General features: G+C 73.1%; 10 protein-coding genes. 4 read left to right on the top strand and 6 right to left on the bottom strand.

Annotated elements, in window-relative coordinates; all coding sequences use genetic code 11:
- Nucleotides 1-1082, bottom strand: a 1082-nt coding sequence (locus E1283_RS18835; protein ID WP_132819248.1) for a DEAD/DEAH box helicase, incomplete at its 3' end; no start/stop codon positions are given.
- 177 nt (nucleotides 1083-1259) lie between these two features.
- Between E1283_RS18835 and E1283_RS18830 the strand changes: the two genes are divergently transcribed.
- Entirely contained in the window at nucleotides 1260-2048 is a 789-nt protein-coding gene (locus tag E1283_RS18830) for a metal-dependent hydrolase (RefSeq protein WP_132819247.1), read from the top strand.
- A 46-nt stretch (nucleotides 2049-2094) separates the two neighbouring features.
- On the opposite strand, the gene E1283_RS18825 is transcribed toward E1283_RS18830, so the two are convergent.
- Nucleotides 2095-3876 carry an ABC transporter ATP-binding protein gene (locus tag E1283_RS18825; RefSeq protein WP_132819246.1) on the bottom strand — a complete coding sequence of 594 codons (1782 nt, stop codon included), beginning with the start codon at nucleotides 3874-3876 and terminating at the stop codon, nucleotides 2095-2097.
- A complete protein-coding gene (locus E1283_RS18820) occupies nucleotides 3873-5771 on the bottom strand; it encodes an ABC transporter transmembrane domain-containing protein (protein WP_132819245.1) in 1899 nt (632 codons plus the stop codon). The genes E1283_RS18825 and E1283_RS18820 overlap by 4 nt, the downstream gene beginning before the upstream one ends.
- A gap of 277 nt (nucleotides 5772-6048) precedes the next feature.
- Between E1283_RS18820 and E1283_RS18815 the strand changes: the two genes are divergently transcribed.
- Nucleotides 6049-6615: a DUF6886 family protein gene (locus E1283_RS18815; RefSeq protein WP_132819244.1), complete on the top strand. Its 567-nt coding sequence runs from the start codon at nucleotides 6049-6051 to the stop codon at nucleotides 6613-6615.
- 1026 nt (nucleotides 6616-7641) lie between these two features.
- On the top strand, nucleotides 7642-8235 hold the full coding sequence (locus E1283_RS18810; protein ID WP_132819243.1) for a hypothetical protein: 594 nt from the start codon (nucleotides 7642-7644) through the stop codon (nucleotides 8233-8235).
- Nucleotides 8236-8344: 109 nt separating this feature from the next.
- On the opposite strand, the gene E1283_RS18805 is transcribed toward E1283_RS18810, so the two are convergent.
- Nucleotides 8345-8938 (bottom strand): lytic polysaccharide monooxygenase auxiliary activity family 9 protein, encoded by a 594-nt coding sequence (locus tag E1283_RS18805; protein WP_132819242.1) that lies wholly within the window; start codon nucleotides 8936-8938, stop codon nucleotides 8345-8347.
- 252 nt (nucleotides 8939-9190) lie between these two features.
- Here E1283_RS18805 and E1283_RS18800 point away from each other — a divergent pair, with 252 nt between their 5' ends.
- A complete protein-coding gene (locus E1283_RS18800; RefSeq protein WP_279571275.1) occupies nucleotides 9191-10258 on the top strand; it encodes a LacI family DNA-binding transcriptional regulator in 1068 nt (355 codons plus the stop codon).
- 37 nt (nucleotides 10259-10295) lie between these two features.
- Here the strand turns inward: E1283_RS18800 and E1283_RS18795 are convergent, their stop codons facing one another.
- Both E1283_RS18795 and E1283_RS18790 read right to left on the bottom strand, forming a co-directional pair.
- The gene (locus E1283_RS18795; protein WP_132819241.1) at nucleotides 10296-11543 is read right to left on the bottom strand and encodes an alginate lyase family protein; all 1248 of its coding nucleotides are present in this window, start codon (nucleotides 11541-11543) and stop codon (nucleotides 10296-10298) included.
- Between the two features lie 163 nt (nucleotides 11544-11706).
- Nucleotides 11707-13275, bottom strand: a complete 1569-nt coding sequence (locus tag E1283_RS18790; protein ID WP_207930450.1) for a phytoene desaturase family protein — start codon at nucleotides 13273-13275, stop codon at nucleotides 11707-11709.
- Nucleotides 13276-13436 lie beyond the last annotated feature (161 nt).

Genomic DNA, 13436 nt, shown 5'->3' with positions numbered 1-13436 from the left:
CGCCCGGCCCGCCCGGCGATCTGGTGGAACTCCCTGGCCCGCAGCACCCGCACCCGGCTGCCGTCGTACTTGGTCAACGCCGTGAACAACACCGTGCGGATCGGCACGTTGACCCCGACCCCCAGGGTGTCCGTGCCGCAGATCACCTTCAGCAGCCCCGCCTGCGCCAACTTCTCCACCAGCCGGCGGTACTTGGGCAGCATCCCGGCGTGGTGCACCCCGATCCCGTGGCGCACGTACCGCGACAGGTTCCTGCCGAACCGGGTGGTGAACCTGAAGTTCCCGATCAGCGCCGCGATCTGGTCCTTCTCCGCCCGGGTGCACATGTTGATGCTCATCAGCGCCTGCGCCCGCTCCACCGCCTGAGCCTGGGTGAAGTGCACGATGTACACCGGCGCCTGATGGGTCTCCAGCAGCTCCGTCAGCGTCTCCGTCATCCCCGTCGACCGGTACTCGTAGCTCAGCGGCACCGGGCGGTTGGCCGAGCGCACCACGGCCGTCGGCCGGCCGGTGCGGCGGGTCAGGTCCTCCTCGAACCGCGACATGTCGCCCAACGTCGCGGACATCAGCACGAACTGCGCCTGCCCCAGCTCCAGCAGCGGGATCTGCCACGCCCAGCCCCGGTCCGGCTCCGCGTAGAAGTGGAACTCGTCCATCACCACCTGGCCCACGTCGGCCTGCGCCCCGTCCCGCAGGGCGATCGAGGCCAGCACCTCCGCGGTGCAGCAGATCACGGGGGCGTCCGCGTTGACCGAGGCGTCCCCGGTGAGCATCCCGACGTTCTCGGTGCCGAAGATCTTGCACAGGTCGAAGAACTTCTCGGACACCAGGGCCTTGATCGGCGCGGTGTAGAACGTCACCTCGTCCCTGGCCAGCGCCGCGAAGTGGGCCCCGGCCGCCACCAGCGACTTGCCGGAGCCCGTCGGCGTGGACAGGATCACGTTCGCCCCCGACACCACCTCGATCAGGGCCTCCTCCTGCGCCGGGTACAGGGTGATCCCCCGTTCGCGGGTCCACGACGAGAAGGCGTCGAAGAGGGCATCGGGATCGGCGTCGGCAGGCATCTGATCGATAAGGCTCACCGTCCCATACTGCCCGCACCCGACCCCCGAAGGGGAACCGGCCGGCCCGCCGAAGATCACGAGGCACTACGCTTCCCGCCGAAAGCAGTGTTCGATCACGGCACGGACCCCGACAACCACGGCGCGACGCCGGCGCGTTGGCCCGGGGAACAGCTGAAGAAGGGGCGGGGAGCGGTCATGATGGGACCGGCGCACTCATTGTCGGGGGCCATGGTGTGGCTGGGGATCGGAGCCGCCGCAGCGGCGGCCGACAACCCGATGCCCTGGCCGGTGCTCGTGGTGGGCACCCTGATCTGCGCGGGCGCGGCCCTCGCCCCCGACCTCGATCACAAGTCGGCCACCATATCCCGCGCCTTCGGCCCGGCCTCCAAACTCCTCGCCGGCGTCATCGACAAGCTCTCCGAGTCCGTCTACAACGCCACCCGGGGCAAGGGGGAGCGGCGCCGCACCGGCGGCCACCGCACGCTCACCCACACCTGGATCTGGGCCGTGCTCGTCGGCGCCGGATTCTCCCTCGCCGCGATCGCCTGGGGTCGCTGGGCCGTCCTGGTCACCCTCTTCATCCACGTGGTGCTCGCCGTCGAGGGCCTGCTCTGGCGTATGGCCCGGGTGTCGAGCGACGTCCTCGTCTGGCTGCTCGGCGCCACCAGCGCCTGGCTGCTCGCCGCCGTGCTGGACGAACCGGGGAACGGCTCCAACTGGCTCTTCGAGAACGAGCCCTACATGTGGCTCGGGGTGCCCATCGTCATCGGCTCCATCGTCCACACCATCGGCGACTCGCTGACCGTCTCCGGCTGCCCGATGCTCTGGCCGCTGCCCATCGCCGGCAGGCGCTGGTACCCGCTGGGCACCCCCTCCTTCATGCGCTTCCGGGCCGGCGCCTGGGTGGAGAACAAGGTGCTGATGCCGGTCTTCATGGTGATAGGCGCCGCCAGTGGCATAGGGGCCGTCGTGCTGGCGGCCTGACCCGGGGGCGGGCGAAACCGCCACGCCCCCGGCGCCGGCCGCCGCCTCAGCCGTGCCAGGACCGCCACAGCGCGGCATAGGCGCCGCCGGCCGCCACCAGCTCGTCATGGCTCCCCAGCTCGCTGATCCGGCCGTCCTCCACCACCGCGATCACGTCCGCGTCGTGCGCCGTGTGCAGCCGGTGGGCGATCGCGATCACCGTCCGCCCCTCCAACACCCGGGCCAACGAGCGCTCCAGATGCCGGGCGGCCCGGGGATCGAGCAGCGAGGTCGCCTCGTCGAGCACCAGGGTGTGCGGATCGGCCAGCACCAGCCGCGCCAGCGCGATCTGCTGCGCCTGCGCCGGCGTGACCGAGAGCCCTCCGGAGCCGACCTCGGAGTCCAGGCCGTCCGGCAGCGCCCGCACCCAGTCGCCGGCGTCCACCGCCCCCAGCGCCGCCCACAGCTCGGCGTCCGCGGCGTCGGTCCTGGCCAACAGCAGATTGTCCCGCAGCGGCCCCACGAACACGTGGTGCTCCTGGTTCACCAGGGCCACCTGCTCGCGCACCCGCTCCGCCGTCATCCCCGCCAGCCGGGCCCCGCCGAGCGTCACCTCGCCGACCCGCGGCGCGTAGATCCCGGCCAGCAGCCGGCCGAGCGTCGACTTGCCGGCCCCCGACGGGCCCACCAGCGCCATCCGGGTCCCCGGCGGCACGTCGAGCGACACCCCGTGCAGCACGTCGGAGCCGGCCAAATAACCGAACCGCACCCGGTCGGCCGCCAGTTCACGCCCGCCAGGAACCAGCGACGCGTCACCCCCGTCGTCCTCGACCTCCCTGACGCCCACGAGCCTGGCCAGCGACACCTGCGCCACCTGGAGCTCGTCCAGCCAGCGCAGGATCATGCCCACCGGCTCGATCAGCATCTGCGCGAGCAGCGCGCCCGTCGTCAGCTCACCCACCGTCATCCAGCCCTGAAGCGTGAACCAGCCCCCGAGGAGCAGCACGCCGATCAGGATCAGCGCGTGGTAGACGTTGATCGCCGGGATCAGCACCGACCGCAGCCAGAGCGTGTAGCGCTCCCAGGCGGTCCACTCCCCGACCCGCCGATCCGACAGCCCGATCCGCTCCCGCTCGAGCCGGTGCGCCTCGATCGTCCGCCCGGCGTCCACCGTCTCGGCGAGCGCTCCCGCCACCGCCGCGTAGCCGGCGGCCTCCGAGCGGTAGCCCGCCGGTGCCCGGCGGAAGTACCAGACGCACACCACGACCAGCACCGGCACCGCGAGCAGCACGCTCAGGCCCAGCGGCGGGGACGTGAACACGATGGCCGCCACCAGCAACGCCGCCCACACCACGGCGATCGCCATCTGCGGCACCGCCTCCCGCATGGCCTTGGCGAGCCGGTCCACGTCGGTGTTTATCCGGGCCAGCAGGTCACCCGTCCCGGCCCGCTCCAACACCCCGGGCGGCAGGCCCACCGCGCGCACCAGGAAGTCCTCCCGCAGGTCGGCCAGCATCCGCTCGCCCAGCACCGCGCCCCGCAGCCGCACCATGCGGACGAAGACGGCCTGGACCGCGAGCGCCACCGCGAAGAACGCGAGGGTCCGCCCGAGCGGCGGCTCGGTCTCGCCGTCCGCCAGGTCCTGGATCAGCCCACCCAGCAGGTAGGGGCCGACCATCGAGGCGAGCACCGCGACCGAGTTCACCGCCACCAGTACGGCGAACGCCCGTCGGTGCCGGAGCGACAGCTCGCGGACGTAGGCGCGGACGGTCGTCCGGCCGGCCACCGGCAGCGTCGTCACGTGCTCGGTGGACGCCGGGTCGAACTCCGGCGGCTTCACGCCGATCATGCGGTCTCCTCGGCAAGGTCCTGGGCGGGGCCCTGGGCAGGGTTCTGGTCTGGGTTCGGGTCAGGGCTCCCGGGAACGCCGGAGGGCCCGGCAGCGCCCGCCGGGCCCGGGCCGGTGGCCCCGACGGCGGCGACCTCGTCCTCGGTCTCCCGGGTCACCACCGACCGGTACTCGGCCGTGCCGCTCAGCAGCTCACGGTGGGTCCCCACCGCCGACACCTTCCCGCCGTGCACGAACACCACCTCGTCGGCGCGGTCGAGCATCAGCGGGCTCGAGGTGAACACCACGGTGGTGCGGCCCGAGCGGAGCGCGCCGAGCCCGTCGGCGATCCTCGCCTCCGTGTGGGCGTCCACCGCCGACGTCGGCTCGTCGAGCACCAGCACCTCCGGATCGGTGATCAACGACCTGGCCAGCGCGAGCCGTTGGCGCTGGCCTCCGGAGAGCGAGCGGCCCCGCTCCGTGATCCGCGCCCCCATCGGGTCGCCACCGTCGCCGGTCGTCTGGGCGAGCGCCGTCAACACGTCCTGGCACTGCGCCGCGCCCAGCGCCTCCTCCGCGGCCACCCGGCCGGAGGCCGGCACCGTGAGCAGCTCGCCCAGCGTGCCGGAGAGCAGCACCGGGTCCTTGTCCTGCACCAGGACCGCCGTGCGCGCCACGGCCAGCGACGCCTCGTCGAGCGGGGCGCCACCGAGCTGCGCGGAGGGCTCGTCGTCCCCCTGCGCCGGGTGCCCGCCGAGCCGGGCGGCGAGCCGCTCGGCGAAGTCCGGGTCGCCGCAGACCACCGCGGTCAGCCGACCGCGGACGGCGAGCAGCCCGGTGGCCGGGTCCCACAGGTCGCCCGAGAGCGGCTCGTCGGCCCCCACGGCCCCCACGGTGTCCGCGCCGTCGCCCACCGGCCGCTCGCGGCGCAGGCCGAGCACCCGCACGGCGCGCCTGGCCGACGGCCGGGAGAAGGTGAACGCCATCGCCGCCTCCTGGAACAGCCGCAGCGGGAACAGCAGGAAGCTGACCGCCGCGTAGACCGTCACCAACTCGCCGGCGCCCAGCCGCCCCTCGCTCGCCAGCCCGACGCCCTGCCAGATCACCGCGATCATCAGCAGCCCCGGCATCACCACCTGCACGGCGTCGATCAGCGACCACATGCGGGCGTTGCGCACCGAGGCCCGCCGCACCTCCTGGGAGGCACCGCGGTAGCGGTTCAGGAACAGCTCCTCGCCGCCGATCCCGCGCAGCACCCGCAGCCCGGCCACGGTGTCGGAGGCGAGCTCCGTCGCCCGCCCCGACCTGCTGCGCTCCTGGTCGGCACGGCGGGTCGCGGCCGGCAGCAGCGGCCAGACGCTCAGACAGACCGCCGCGATCCCGGCCAGCACCACCAACCCGATCCGCGGTTCGTAGACGATCAGCCCGAGGCACACGCCCAGGGTGACCACCACCGCGGCGGCGAACCGGGAGAACGACTCGACGAACCAACCGATCCGCTCCACGTCCCCGGTGGACACCTTGACCACCTCGCCGGCGGCCACCTGGCGGGTGAGCACCCCGCCGAGCTCGGCCGTCCGGCGGGCCAGCAGCTGCTGCACCCGGGCGGCGGCGGTGATCCAGTTGGTCACCGCGGTCCGGTGCAGCATGGTGTCGGCGAAGGCCATCACCAACGCGACGCCCAGCATCACGAGCCCCGTCGTAGCCAGCCGGCGACCGGAGTCGTCCACCACGGCCTCGACGGCCATGCCCATGAAGATCGGCAGTATCGCGATGGTCGCCATGTGCAGGGTGCCCCAGCCCAGGGCCTTCGCCTGGCCGCCGAGTTGGCGACGGAAGAGCCAGACCAGGAAGCGGAAGCCGGACCGTACGTCCGGATCGCCGGGGTCGGCGTGCGGAAGATCACGAATGTGCATGACATCCCAGAGTCGGGTGTGGTCGGAAGTGGGCAACCTGGCAAGGGTCCTGAAGCCGACGGGCGAAAATCAACGGGTTTTTCCCGCCCCGGAACACGTTGCGGCCGGCCCCGTAACCCGGGCTGACATGCGGATTGAGACGGCGGAGGAGTGGGTGATGGCGAAGTCTCTTCGACCGTCGCACGCCTGTCCGGGATCGGTGGCGCGGCGCGCCGGAGCACGCTCCGCGCACCGGAAAGCAGGCGCGCGCCCGGCGCCCGCACGATAGAACCGGGGGATGCGCCCCCGTCCCGACGAGGTCCTCCACTTCTCCGAGGACCCCACCATCACCCTCTTCCGCCCTCGCGTGGCGGCCACCGCCCGGCAGGCCGCACCGTATGTGTGGGCCGTCGACTCCGCGCGCGCCCCCGACTACTGGTTCCCCCGCGACTGCCCACGCGCCTTGGCATGGGCCGTGCCCGGCACCACACCGTCCGATCGCGATCTGATCCTCGGCCCGGGCGGCGGCGACCGGGTGCACGCCGTCGAGTCCGGCTGGCTCGAACGGATGGCCACGGTCGAGCTGTACGCCTACCGGCTGCCCGCCGGGCCGTTCCGACCTTTCGGCGCACCGGTGGCGCACGCGGTGGTGGCGACAGAAAACGTTGCTCCACTGGGGCCGCCGGAGCCGGTGGGGGATCTGCCGGCGCTGCACCGGGCCGCCGGTATCCAGCTGCGGCCCCTCGACAACCTGTGGGAGTTCTGGGACGCGGTCGTCGCCAGCAGCCTGGGCTTCAGCGGCATCAGGCTGGGCAACGCCACCCCGCGGCCGCCGGACGACGCGGCACCCGACCCCGCCGCGTGACCGCAGGTCGGCGCGCACCTCCCGGCTTCAACGCTCGAAGCCGGCGTGGCCCCGAACGGCGCTCGGCGCCCGCGTCGCCGCCCGTGCCCGTTCACCGCATGCAGGCCGTTGGCCCCGGACACCGCCGGTTCGCCGCCCCTCGGTTGAAAAAAGGAACGCGCCAAGTGTTGACGGGGCCGGCTACTGCTTCCACTATGAGGGACATTACCGCTGGGTGGGAGCGCTCCCATCCTCGGGGTGGTCCCTCCCGGCGGTGTTTTCTCGTACCGATGACCAAGGATCGAGAAGGGCCGCAAACATGCCACCCCCCAAGGGCATTCCGGCCGTGCCTCGCCCCTCGTGGTTCGGCGGTTCGCCGCCGGCCAGTGAGAACCCCGCCAGGCACGGGAACGATCCGGCCGTGGAGTCGTCACGGCCGTCGTGTGCCTCGCGAGGCGAGGACCGCCGTCCACTGCTCAGGAACTGGATTCGGGAAGTCAACAGACTGAGCGCCTTCAACCGGCGGAGCCGGGGGGTGGATCTGTGAGCGGGCGGCGGCGCGAACGCTAGCGTCTCCACCCTCACCGACCGCGAACCCCCGCTTCCCGCCGTGGTGTCAGCCGCTCCGGGCCCCCTGCGGGAGGGGGTGTCCGGTGGGCAGCGGGTGCCGCCGCCTCGATGCTGCCGGGGACGGGCAGCCGGAGGCGGATTCCGCCCCGGGCGACTTCGTCGACGGGACCCGAAGTCGCTCGGGGCGGATGCGGCGAACGAGGTGGCGAACCGTTCACCTCTCATCGAGATCAGGTACGGCGCAGCCATTGACGAGTCCATGGCGACGCCGGACCATATGGGCTGCCGCCGCCGGGTGGGAGCGCTCCCAAGTCCGATCGCCGATCGCCCCGCAGGGGCGTGAGGCGATCACCACCCGGCGGCGGTTTCTTACCCCGACGACCAGGCAGGCCGATCAGGCCGCGCCCGGGTCGCCCCGGCCGGCGTGCACTCCGCGTTCGGGGTGGCGCGCGCGGCCCCACACGAGGAGCAGACACGATGGCTGTTCAACAGTCCCCGAGGGCGGGGGAGTCCAGGCGGGTGGCCCGGCGGGCGGAGTCCGGCCCCGGCTTGTCCGTGGCCGCCGTCCGGGCGCTGGCGGTGCTCCGCATCGCCACCGGCCTGATCTTCCTGTGGGCCTTCCTCGACAAGGCCTTCGGCTGGGGGTACGCCACCCCGGCCGAGAACTCGTGGACCCATGGCGGCTCGCCCGCCCGCGGTTACCTCACCAGCATCTCGGTGGGGCCGCTCGAGACCACCTTCCAGTCGTGGGCCGGGGAGACCTGGGTGGACTGGCTCTACATGGCCGGTCTGTTCGGCGTCGGCGCCTCGCTGGTGGCCGGCGTCGGGCTGCGGATCACGGCCGTCGCCGGGCCGCTGATGATGTTCTTCCTCTGGCTCAGCCAGTTCCCGCCGGCCCGTCACCTGTCGGACGGTTCACCGAGCATGTCGCCGAACCCGCTGGTGGACCAGCACGTCGTCTACGCCGTGGCCATGGTGGTCGTGGCGGCGTGCTCGGCCGGGCGGGTCTGGGGTCTCGGCGGCGTCTGGGCGCGGCTGCCCGTCGTCAGCCGCCACCGCTGGCTCCAGTAGCCGGCGCCCGCGAGCCGCGGGTGCGCGGGGAGTGAGCGAGGTCCTCCCCGCGCACCCGCCACCAGGTCGGTCGGCCGCGGCCGCCGCCCGGTGGGAGGTGCTCGCCCGGTCAGAACTGCACGTCGGAGCAGGCGTAGAAGGCGTTCGTGGTGTCGTAGACGTTCCAGACCGCCACGATCATGTGCCGGCCGGACTTTCCGGTGGGCAGCGTGCCCTGGTGGCTCTCCGTCGCACTGGGTTGCGCGCCGTTCTTCGACACCGTGAGGAACGGCCTGGGTTCGAGGTCGGCGCGGGTGAGGGGTTGGCTCGGGTCGTAGCTGTTGTTGGTGATGAAGTACTGGAAGTCGGTGGTGCGGTGGGCGGCGGTGATCCGCCAGCCGAAGGTGTACTGCTGGCCGGCCGTCAGCCGGTTCACCGGCCAACCACCGCCCCGCGGGTTGTCGAGTTCGGCGAACCGCTGGTTGCCGCCCGAACATATCTGGCCGTCGGCGGGGCCGGCCTGCGGGAAGCCCTTGGGGCCCTCCACGCTCTGCGGCTCCCAGACGATCGACCCGCAGTCGCTCACCGCGCCCTGGGCGCAGAACGACTGACGGCTGGTCGGGGTGGTGCTGTATCCGTGCGCCTGGGCCGTGCCGCTGGTGGCGACGACCGAGACGGCGGCGAGGGCGGCACCGATGGCCGCCGTGCCGATCCTGCTGCGCATGCTTCGCTCCAGGAGAGTCGTGGGGGGTGAGCGCTCCATGGCGGGCTGCCGTGCTTTGGTCCAGACCAACTGTGACGTTACTGCCGGCAACTGGCCATGTCCATACCAATGGCGGGCCCGGGGGTGGTGCGGCTCGGGCGGCCCCGTCCGCCGGCGCGCGCCGGCGGCTAGACTGCGCGGGATGACCAGCGACGGTGACCGCGGAGCGCTGCCGTGACGGGCGGCGCCGGGGGGCCGGCGACCCTCCGGGAGGTGGCGGAGCGGGCCGGGGTGTCGATGGCCACCGTCTCCCGGGTGCTCGCCGACAACTACCCCGTCGCCCAGCGCACCCGTCAACGGGTGCTGCGCGCCATCCGGGAACTCGACTACGTCGCCAACACCCACGCCCGCGCGCTGCGCGGTCGCGGCACGCCGACCGTCGCCTTCGTGCTCAACGACGTGCGCGGCGCCTCCTTCGCCCAGGTCGCGCACGGCGTCGAGGAGGAGGCCGCGCGGCGTGGGCGGATCTGCCTGATCTGCACCACCCAGGGCGATCCGGAGCGCGAGCTCTCCGTGGTGCGCACCATGCGCGAACAGGGCGCCGGCGCCGTGATCCTCATCGGTGGGGTGATGGACGACGCCGCCTACCGCGAGCAGATGACGGGCATCGCCCACTCGCTCGACGCCTCCGGCTCCCGCCTGGTCCTCTGCGGGCGGCCACCGCTCGGGGACGGGGTGCCGGCGACCGTCGTGGAGTACGACAACGAGGGCGGCGCCTACGCCGTGGTCAGCCGGCTGCTCTCCCAGGGGCACCGGCGGATCCTGTTCCTCGGCGCGGACCGCGCGGGCACCACCACCTCGGCGGGCCGGGTCGCCGGATACCGGCGGGCCCTGGCCGACTTCGACGCGCCCCGCGAGGACGGCCTGGTACAGGAGTCCGACTTCAGCCGGGCCGAGGCCTACGAGAACCTGCGCCGCCGACTCGGCGCCGGGCGCGACTTCACGGCGGTCTTCGCCGTCACCGACACCGTCGCGGCCGGCGCCCTGGCGGCGCTCACCGACGCCGGGCTCAGCGTGCCGGGCGACGTCTCGCTCGTCGGCTACGACGACATCGACCTGGCCACCGACCTGCGCCCGCGGCTGACCACCGTGCACGTGCCCTACGCCGAACTGGGCAGGACCGCCGTCCGGTTGGCCCTCGGGCTGCGGGAGGGCGAGAGTTCGTCGGCCGAGCAGCACGCGCTGCTCGGCACCCACGTGGTGGTCAGGGACTCGACCGCGCCGCTCTCGGTGCCGCCGCCGCGCCGGGCGGGGCGCTCCGGCCGCGCCCGCACCCGGTGACGGCGCCCGCCCCCGTGGCCGGGGGCGGGCCTCCCGCTCACCTCAACACGTAGGTCAGCGTGCCGAAGCCGAGCTCGTCGAAGCCGCCGCTCGTGGTGCCGTAGTCGCCGCCCCCGCCCTCCGGGCTGAGCGACCTGGCGATCTCCGACAGGTTCGGGGTGTTGAGCCCACGCCGCGCCCAGTAGTGGTGGTAGACGCGCTCCCAGACCGGCCGGGCCTGGCCCCGGCCACCCGCCCCGAAGGTGGTGTGCTGCTGCTGCGCGCAGTTCTGCCCCGTGCCCCACCGGTAGGTGGTGAACGGCACGTCGTCGTAGCCGAGGTTGTAGCGCGCCACGTACTCGCACGCTTTCAGAAAACGATTGTTGTCCGTGCCGTAGAGGTCGACGCCCTGGCTCCAGGCCATCTCGCAGATGGTGCCCATCAGTCCGATGCCCATGATGCTGTGGGCCTGGTCCCGGCCGCTCTCCTGCCACTGCGCCAGCGTGGAGCCGTGCAGGAACGGGACGGCGTGCGGGAGCGAGCCGTTGCCCGCGCCGTTGTGGAAGTAGTCCACGGCCCGGTCGAACATCGACTGGTTGTCCGTCAGGATCCCGATCGCCATGATCGAGGCCATGTTGCACAGGTCCCAGTTCGCCCAGTAGTTGGTGATGCAGGCGTCGTTGTGGTTGATGAGGAAGTTGTCGTTGAGCGGATAGAAGACGTCCAGCAGCATCCGCTGGAAGCGCGCCAGGTCGAACCCCGGGTAACCGCGCATGATCTCGGCGGCGTTGGCGAACTGGTAGCCGTAGATCCCGGCGGCCAGGAAGCGGTCCGCGTTGCCGGTCACCGTGGTCAGCGTGCCCGACCAGGCGTTGAGGATGTCGCGCGCCCGGTCGCCGTGCGCCGCCACGCCGGTGACCTTCCAGCGCAGCGCGTTCTGGTAGGCGGCGTGGATGTCGTTGTAGAGCTGCGGGTAGTTCTCGCCGGTGCCGCCGCGCACGATGGTCGCGGTCGGGCGTGCCGTCCAGGTGCTCGCCGAGTGCCCGTTGGCCGTCAGCCGGTTCCAACCGTTCTGCCACGGCTGGGTGCCCGCGGCCACCCGGCCGGCCATCCGGTCGAAGGCGGCCTGGGTGTGCAGCATCCCCGGGTGGGTGAAGGCCAGCGGCCTGATCGGCGGGTCCTGGACGGCCGCGCCGGCCGGCACGGCGGGGGCGAGGCCCGGGACGGCGAGCGCCCCGGTGCCCAGTGCGGCGGCTCGCAGCACGTGGCGGCGGCTCGGTCGACCCGAGCGGTGCGTGCCCTGCATGAGATCCCTCGTCTCTCGTGGGGGGTGGTGCCCCATGGTGGGCCCGCCGATAGAAAAGGTTGTCTGTCGGGTGCGAACTCGAAAGTTTCGGACCCATGCCCATGCCCATGGCCACGACCGTGCCCGTGCCGGAGCGAAGGAGGCGAGCCGGCCGGCGCGGAGGTCAGCGCCCCAGCACCGCCATCGCCGCGTTGTGGCCGGGGACGCCGCTGACGCCGCCGCCGCGCACCGCCCCCGAGCCGCACAGCAGGACGTTGGCGTGCCCCGTGGCCACGCCCCAGCGGGCCGCCGGGTCGGCCAGCTCCTCGTCGTCCTCGGCGAGGGGGAACGCCAGGTCGCCGTGGAAGATGTGGCCGCCCGGCAGGCCGAGTTCGGCCGCCAGGTCGAGCGGCGTCTTCGCCTCGACGCACGGCCGGCCCGCCCCGTCCACGGCCAGGCAGTCCTCGATCGGCTCCGCCAACTGCCCGTTCAGCGTGGCCAGTGTCGCCGCCAGCAGGCGGTCCCGCGCCCCGGCGTTGTCCCGGGTGAACAGGCGCGCGGGGGTGTGCAGCCCGAACAGGGTCAGCGTGTGGTGGCCGCTGGCGGCGAGCTCGGGGGAGAGGATCGAGGGATCGGTGAGGGAGTGGCAGTAGATCTCGCTCGGTGGGGTGCCAGGCAGCTCGCCCGCCGCGGCCTGCCGGTAGGCCGTCTCCAACTGTTCGTACCCCTCGGCGACGTGGAAGGTGCCGGCCAGGGCCTCGCGCGGGTCCGCCGCCGGGTCGCGCAGCGCCGGCAGTCGCCGCAGCAGCATGTTCACCTTGAACTGCGCGCCCTCGACGGGCTCGGGTCGGGGCTCGACGAGCAGCGCGGCGAGCTCGTGCGGCGACGCGTTCACCAGCACCACGCCGGCGCCCACCACCCCCTCCGTGGTCTGCGTGCGGTATCCCACCTCGGCGGTCACGCCGTCGGTGGCCACCGAGGTCACCTCGTGCCCGGTGGCGATCTCCGCGCCCGCCGCCCGCGCGGCGTCCGCCAGGGCGTCGGTCACGGCCCCCATGCCGCCCACCGGCACGTCCCAGTCCCCGGTGCCCTGGCCGATCACGTGGTAGAGGAAGCAGCGGTTCTGGCGCAGCGACGGGTCGTGGGCCGAGGTGAAGGTGCCGATCAGGGCGTCGGTCAGCACGATGCCGCGCACCAGGTCGTCCCGGAACGCGTCCTCGACGGCCTCGCCGAGCGGCCGCTCGAAGACCGCACGCCAGGCCGCGTCGTCGCCCACCAGCCGGCGCAACTCCGAGCGCCGCGGCAGCGGTTCGGTCAGCGTGGGGAAGACCCGGACGGCCAGCCGGCCCGTCATCGCGTAGAAGCGCAGCCACGCCTCGTACTCCCGGTCGGAGCCGGTCAGGCCGGCGAACGCCGCGCGGGTGCGCGACTCTCCGCCGCCCACCAGCAGCCCGGTGGGCCGGCCGCCGCGCACGACCGGCGTGTACGAGGAGAATGCCCGCCTGCGCAGCGTCAGCCGGAGGCCGAGGTCGCGCACGATCCGCTCGGGCAGCAGGCTGACCAGGTAGGCGTAGCGCGAGAGGCGCGCCGCCACCCCGGGGAAGGCCGGGGCGGAGACGGCGGCGCCTCCCGTGTGGTCGAGGCGTTCCAGCAGCAGCACCCGGCGGCCGGCCCGGGCGAGATAGGCGGCGGCCACCAGACCGTTGTGGCCGCCGCCGACGATCACGGCGTCGTACGAGGTGAGGGCGGGCATGGCTCTTGGTAACACGCGGTGGCGACTTCCGGCCAGTGTCCCGGCCGCCCTCTGGTCGCACCTCGGTGACCTGGAATAAGGTCCCCGGGGGATCGGGGAAGAGGGGCCGCCAGGACATGGACCAGCCGGCGACGGCGTCAGCGCCGCCCGTTCCACGCCCC

The organism is Streptomyces hainanensis, assembly GCF_004348415.1.
GTDB lineage: Bacteria > Actinomycetota > Actinomycetes > Streptomycetales > Streptomycetaceae > Streptomyces > Streptomyces hainanensis.
This window is presented reverse-complemented; position numbering and strand designations above follow the sequence as displayed.

Coding starts and splice junctions, on each gene's coding strand:
- E1283_RS18815 (WP_132819244.1), top strand. CDS start 6,049: ATGCGCCCCCGTCCCGACGAGGTCCTCCACTTCTCCGAGGACCCCACC.
- E1283_RS18820 (WP_132819245.1), bottom strand. CDS start 5,771: ATGCACATTCGTGATCTTCCGCACGCCGACCCCGGCGATCCGGACGTA.
- E1283_RS18830 (WP_132819247.1), top strand. CDS start 1,260: ATGATGGGACCGGCGCACTCATTGTCGGGGGCCATGGTGTGGCTGGGG.
- E1283_RS18795 (WP_132819241.1), bottom strand. CDS start 11,543: ATGCAGGGCACGCACCGCTCGGGTCGACCGAGCCGCCGCCACGTGCTG.
- E1283_RS18810 (WP_132819243.1), top strand. CDS start 7,642: ATGGCTGTTCAACAGTCCCCGAGGGCGGGGGAGTCCAGGCGGGTGGCC.
- E1283_RS18790 (WP_207930450.1), bottom strand. CDS start 13,275: ATGCCCGCCCTCACCTCGTACGACGCCGTGATCGTCGGCGGCGGCCAC.
- E1283_RS18825 (WP_132819246.1), bottom strand. CDS start 3,876: ATGATCGGCGTGAAGCCGCCGGAGTTCGACCCGGCGTCCACCGAGCAC.
- E1283_RS18805 (WP_132819242.1), bottom strand. CDS start 8,938: ATGCGCAGCAGGATCGGCACGGCGGCCATCGGTGCCGCCCTCGCCGCC.